Here is a 6091-nt window from a genome sequence, read left to right on the forward strand (position 1 = left end):
CGGCTTCAGTCCAGGACCTCGCCGAGGTCGTACGCCGAGACGAGCTCGAGCTGGTCGAAGGTGCACGAGCGGGCCTCGCGGTCGGGGCGCCACCGCTGGAACTGCACGGTGTGCCGGAACCGCTGGCCTTCGAGCTGGTCGTAGCGCACTTCGAGCACCCGTTCGGGGCGCAGCCGGACGAACGAGACATCCTTGGCGGCCGAGAAGCGCGACCGATCGGTCTCGCCCTTGACGGTCGCACCCTCTTTGTCGCGCTCGACGTAGGGCGCGAGTTCGTCGATGAGTTCGAGGCGCCGTGCGTTGCTCCACGCGGCCACCCCGCCGACCGAGACGAGCATGCCGCCATCGGTATACAGTCCGACGAGCAGGGATCCCACGCCCGCGCCCGACTTGTGGATGCGGTAGCCGAGCGCGACGACGTCGGCCGTGCGGGAGTGCTTGATCTTGAACATCGCGCGCTTGTTCGGTGCGTAGGGCTGTGCGAGCGGTTTCGCGACGACGCCGTCGAGCCCGGCACCCTCGAACTCGGCGAGCCAGCGCTCGGCGAGGTCGCGGTCGCGGGTCGCGCGGGTGACGTGCACGGGGTGCGGCACGCCACCCAGCAGGCTCTCGAGCTCGGAACGGCGCGTGGAGAACGGCTCGGGCTGCAGGTCGCGATCGCCGCGGGCGAGCAGATCGAACCCGATGAACATGGCCGGGGTCTGAGCGGCGAGCATCGTGACGCGCGATTCGGCGGGGTGGATGCGCTGCGAGAGGGCTTCCCAATCCAGTCGCTGCGCGCCCGCCGCGCCGGTCGGCACCACGATCTCACCGTCGATGAGGCAGGGCTCGGGGAGCAGCCTCTGGAACGCGTCGACCAGCTCGGGGAAGTAGCGGGTGAGGGGCTTCGCCCCGCGCGAGCCGATCTCGACGTCGGTGCCGTCCCACGCCACGAGGGCGCGGAAGCCGTCCCACTTCGGTTCGAAGCTCAGCCCGCCCGGTGTCTTGCCCGGGTCGGGGACTGCCGGCACGGACTTCGCGAGCATGGGCGCGGGAATGTCGTACGGCATGCCCCCATCCTGCGACCCCTGACCGCGAGAGGGCAACGGCCCGGTTTCGTCTCCCGGAGTTCAGTCGAGGTGCGGCGCGAGCCGGCGGGCGAGTTCGGCAGAGGGCATTCGGCGAGGGAAGACCGCCACCACGACGTCGTCGCCGGCGGGCTCGGTGGGACCGGGGTGCACCCCGAACCGGCGCATCGCATCGTCGAGGGCGCGCCGCAGCACCGCGACGGGCACCCGTTTGGGGCCGCGCAGCAACTGGCGCAGCACGTGATTGTGGACGGCCGTCACGAGTGCCGAGAAGCCGACGGCATCGAGCGGATCGAGCCCCGGCAGGGCGTGGCGGAGGTACTCGTCGAAGAGCCGCTCATAACGGAAGACCGTGACGATCTCGCGGTCGCGCAGGGCGGGCACTCCGCGCACGATCGCGTAGCGGCGCCGCGCGAGCTCGGGGTCGGAGGCGAAGTGCGTGAAGACGCGGACGGATGCCTCGCACACGGCCAGCCACGGATTGTCGTGCGGCTGCGCCAGGTCGTCGCGCAGCTCGTCGAGCAGTAGCTCGTGATCGGCGAAGACAACGTCATCCTTGCCGCCGAACTGGCGGAAGAAGGTCGAGCGGGACACTCCCGCGGCCTTGGCGATCTGCTCGACCGACGTCTGATCGAAGCCCTGCGCGGCGAACAGCTCGAGCGCCGCAGCGACGACGGCGGCGCGCGAGGCGACGGGGGTGGCAAGAGGGTCGGACATCTCGCAGCGAGCCTAACGGTCTGCGGGTCGCCGGTCGCGGTGTCAAGCCCGTCGACCGGACGAGCCTCGTGCAGTTCACTGAGGTGATGACCCCCTTGTGGAAGCATGACCGCACGGTGCCGTCAGGCACTGCTTTCGATGCCGGCACGCGCCACGATGTCGTCGTGGTCGGTGCCGGCATCACGGGCTTGAGCACAGCGCTCCTGCTCGCCCGCGACGGACGGGACGTCGCCGTCGTCGAGGCGGGCGGTGTCGGCGAGCTCGCGACAGGCGGCAACACGGGCAAGGCGTCGCTCCTGCAGGGCAGCGTGCTCTCGACGCTGCGGCGCCATCACCCCGCCTCGCTCGTGCGCGCTTATGTCGACGCCAACCGTGCCGGTGCCGAGTGGCTCACGGACTTCGCCGCGGAAGCGGGCGTGCCCTTCTCGCGACGGACCGCCTACTCGTACGCGCAGACGCAGGACGGCGTCGACACCGTCGCGGCGGAGGCCGCTGCCGCCGCCGAAGCAGGGCTGGCCGTTCGCCGCATCGCGGGAGACGGCGTGGACTGGGGGTTCCCCCTCGTCGATGCCGTCGCGCTCGACGACCAGGTGGCCATCGATCCGCAGTCCGTCGTGATCGCGCTCGCCGAGGCGTTCGTCGCCGCGGGCGGCGCGTTGTACCTCGGCACCCGGGTGCGGCACGCGCGCGTCGTGCCCGAAGCGATCGTCGAGACCGCTCAGGGCACCCTGCGGGCCGGTCACGTCGTCCTCGCGACCGGCACGCCGATCGTCGACCGCGGCCTCTACTTCGCCAAAGTGCAGGGCATGCGCTCGTACTGCGTCGCCTTCGAGACGGATGCCGCCCTGCCTGACGGGCTGTTCCTCTCGGTCGACGGCCCTACCCGGTCGGTGCGGTCGGTGACCGACGCCGACGGCCCGGCCGGCCGGGCGCAACTCGTGGTCGGCGGCAACGGGCACGTCGTGGGCCGCGGCGGCGACGAGCAGGAGCGCATCGATGACCTCATCGCCTGGACGCAGCGGCATTTTCCCGGCGCCCGGCCGGTCGACGCGTGGTCGGCTCAGGACTACGAATCGCACAATCTCGTTCCCTTCGTCGGTGCGATGCCGCGCAGTCTCGGGCGGATCCGTTTCGCGACGGGGTATGCGAAGTGGGGACTCACGAACGCTCCGGCGGCTGCGTTGCGGATCGCCGCCGAAGTGCGACGCACGCCGTGGCGTGAACGCCCCGAGTGGATGAACACGATCGCGCGCCGGATCACGGTGCCCGCCGACCTCGCCCGCGGCGGCGTCGAGAACGTGAAGGTCGGATGGGAGGCCGCATCCGGGTGGATCGATGCTCAGCGCACGCCCGTTCCCGTGCCACGCCCGGCCGAGGGCGAAGGCGTCATCGCGCACCGCGGTGCCAAGCCCGTCGGCGTGTCGACGGTCGACGGCGTCACACGTGCTGTCAGCGCTGTCTGTTCTCACCTCGGCGGGGTCGTGTCGTGGAACGACGCCGAATGCACGTGGGACTGCCCGCTTCACGCATCGCGTTTCGCCCCTGACGGCACGCGTCTCGAAGGACCCGCGGTGCGCGATCTCGAGCGCCTTCCGCGCACGCCCTCCGAAGCGGCCGGGTCTGAGGTCTCTGCCGCGCAGTAGTACGCTGAGTCGGTCGATCTCTCTCGACTTTGAGCCGCTTCTTCTGCGGCCCCCACCCATTCGCCACCTGCGAAGGAATGCACTGTGGATCTATACGAGTACCAGGCACGAGACCTTTTCGAGAAGTATGAGGTGCCGGTTCTCGCCGGCATCGTCGCGGACACGCCCGAGGAGGTGCGCGCAGCGGCCGAGAAGATCGGCGGCGTCGTCGTCGTGAAGGCGCAGGTCAAGACCGGAGGCCGCGGCAAGGCCGGCGGCGTCAAGGTCGCCAAGACACCCGACGAGGCGTTCGAGGCAGCGCAGGCCATTCTCGGCCTCGACATCAAGGGCCACGTCGTCAAGCGCGTCATGGTCGCCCAGGGCGCACGCATCGACAAGGAGTACTACTTCTCGGTGCTGCTGGACCGGGCCAACCGCTCCTACCTGTCGCTCGCGAGCGTCGAGGGCGGCATGGAGATCGAAGAGCTCGCCGTGGAACGCCCCGAAGCGCTCGCGCGCATCGCGGTCGACCCGCAGCAGGGCATCGACAAGTCCAAGGCCGTCGAGATCGCCGAGGCGGCGGGCTTCGCCCCCGAGCTCGTCGACAAGGTGAGCGACGTCTTCGTCAAGCTCTACAACGTCTACACGGGCGAGGACGCGACCCTCGTCGAGGTCAACCCGCTCATCCTCTCGGAAGAGGGCGACATCATCGCGCTCGACGGCAAGGTCTCGCTCGACGAGAACGCCGAGTTCCGTCACCCCGATCACGCGCTCCTCGAAGACAAGGATGCCGCGGATCCGCTCGAGGCCAAGGCCAAGCAGAACGACCTCAACTACGTCAAGCTCGACGGCGAGGTCGGCGTCATCGGCAACGGCGCGGGCCTGGTCATGTCGACGCTCGACGTCGTCGCGTATGCCGGTGAGAACCACGGTGGCGTGAAGCCGGCGAACTTCCTCGACATCGGCGGCGGCGCCTCGGCCGAGGTCATGGCCGCGGGACTGGACGTCATCCTCGGCGACCCGCAGGTGAAGTCGGTCTTCGTCAACGTCTTCGGCGGCATCACGGCGTGCGACGCCGTCGCCAAGGGCATCGTCGGTGCCCTGGCCGAGCTCGGCGCGAGCGCCTCCAAGCCGCTCGTCGTGCGCCTGGACGGCAACAAGGTCGAAGAGGGACGCGCGATCCTGCGCGACGCGAATCACCCGCTCGTGACCCTCGCCGAGACCATGGACGAAGGCGCCGACAAGGCCGCCGAGCTCGCCAACGCGTAAAGGACTGCAGAACATGTCGATCTTCCTCAACAAGGATTCCAAGGTCATCGTCCAGGGCATCACCGGCGGCGAGGGCACGAAGCACACGGCCCTCATGCTGAAGGCCGGCACCCAGGTCGTGGGCGGCGTCAACGCCCGCAAGGCCGGCACGACCGTGCTGCACAAGGCGAAGGACGGCTCCGACGTCGAGCTGCCCGTCTTCGCGTCCGTCGCCGAGGCGATGGAGAAGACCGGCGCCGACGTGTCGATCGCGTTCGTGCCGCCCGCCTTCACGAAGGACGCGATGGTCGAGGCCATCGACGCCGAGATCCCGCTTCTCGTCGTCATCACCGAGGGCGTGCCCGTCGGTGACACCGCCGAGGCGTGGGCGTATGCGCAGTCCAAGGGCAACACGACGCGCATCATCGGCCCGAACTGCCCCGGCATCATCACGCCCGACGAGTCGCTCGTGGGCATCACCCCGGCCAACATCACGGGCAAGGGACCGATCGGTCTCGTCTCGAAGTCGGGCACCCTGACCTACCAGATGATGTACGAGCTTCGCGAGATCGGGTTCTCGACGGCCATCGGCATCGGCGGCGACCCGGTCATCGGCACGACGCACATCGACGCGCTCGCCGCTTTCGAGGCCGACCCCGAGACGAAGGCGATCGTCATGATCGGCGAGATCGGCGGCGACGCCGAAGAGCGTGCGGCCGACTTCATCAAGGCGAATGTCACCAAGCCCGTCGTCGGCTACGTCGCAGGATTCACCGCTCCCGAGGGTAAGACGATGGGCCACGCCGGCGCCATCGTCTCGGGCTCGGCGGGCACGGCACAGGCCAAGAAGGAAGCCCTCGAGGCCGCCGGAGTCAAGGTCGGGAAGACCCCGTCCGAGGCCGCCGCGCTCATGCGCGACATCATCAACTCGCTGTAGTCGAAAGACTCCGCACACAGGCGGATGCCGGGCCTCGAGCCCCGGCATCCGCCTTTGTCGTTGGGGCGCGGCAACCTGTGGTCGACGTATTTCGTCGGGCGCATCTCACTCCTGCACTTGTGGAAGGCCGCCCCGAGCCCTATGGTTCGAACCGGGATGCGGGCTGCTCATCACAGCTCGCATGGGGGGACGGGGATCTCAGCAGGAACCTTGCGGGCGGAAAGGCCCGAAAAGAGTCGGAGACCCCTTTGATCAGGGAACGTACGAGACGTCCCGCGCGCGCGGCGACCGTCGGCGCACCATCTGCGTGGCCCACGGCTCTCGTCGGAGCGCTCTGCGCGGGTCTCGCGATCGGCCAGATGGCCGGGGTCTCGGCCGCGTTGGCTGTGGAGACGACCGCCGTAGCTCCTGCGCCCCGCACCTGGACTTCACCGGCTCCTCTTATCGACAGCGGGACCGAGCCAGCGCAGCCGCTGCCTCCCGTCGTTCTCGACGTCGAG

5 protein-coding genes are annotated in these 6091 nt (G+C 69.4%); 3 read left to right on the top strand and 2 right to left on the bottom strand.

Annotation, left to right across the window (positions count from 1 at the left end):
• Positions 1-5: 5 nt before the first annotated feature.
• Together AC25YV_RS00790 and AC25YV_RS00795 are read right to left on the bottom strand one after the other, a co-directional pair.
• Positions 6-1049 (bottom strand): ATP-dependent DNA ligase, encoded by a 1044-nt coding sequence (locus tag AC25YV_RS00790; RefSeq protein WP_488121920.1) that lies wholly within the window; start codon positions 1047-1049, stop codon positions 6-8.
• Between the two features lie 60 nt (positions 1050-1109).
• Complete coding sequence (locus tag AC25YV_RS00795) at positions 1110-1784, bottom strand: TetR/AcrR family transcriptional regulator (RefSeq protein ID WP_488121921.1); 675 nt, start codon at positions 1782-1784, stop codon at positions 1110-1112.
• Positions 1785-1870: 86 nt separating this feature from the next.
• Here AC25YV_RS00795 and AC25YV_RS00800 point away from each other — a divergent pair, with 86 nt between their 5' ends.
• The 3 genes from AC25YV_RS00800 to sucD all read left to right on the top strand — a co-directional run bounded on the left by AC25YV_RS00800 (position 1871) and on the right by sucD (position 5591).
• Positions 1871-3427, top strand: a complete 1557-nt coding sequence (locus AC25YV_RS00800; protein WP_488121922.1) for an FAD-dependent oxidoreductase — start codon at positions 1871-1873, stop codon at positions 3425-3427.
• 84 nt (positions 3428-3511) lie between these two features.
• On the top strand, positions 3512-4675 hold the full coding sequence (gene sucC / locus AC25YV_RS00805; protein WP_488121923.1) for an ADP-forming succinate--CoA ligase subunit beta: 1164 nt from the start codon (positions 3512-3514) through the stop codon (positions 4673-4675).
• Positions 4676-4688: 13 nt separating this feature from the next.
• Positions 4689-5591, top strand: coding sequence for a succinate--CoA ligase subunit alpha (sucD, locus tag AC25YV_RS00810; protein ID WP_488121924.1), 903 nt, complete (start codon positions 4689-4691; stop codon positions 5589-5591).
• Positions 5592-6091 lie beyond the last annotated feature (500 nt).

The sequence above is a fragment of the Microbacterium sp. Y832 genome (genome assembly GCF_057669765.1).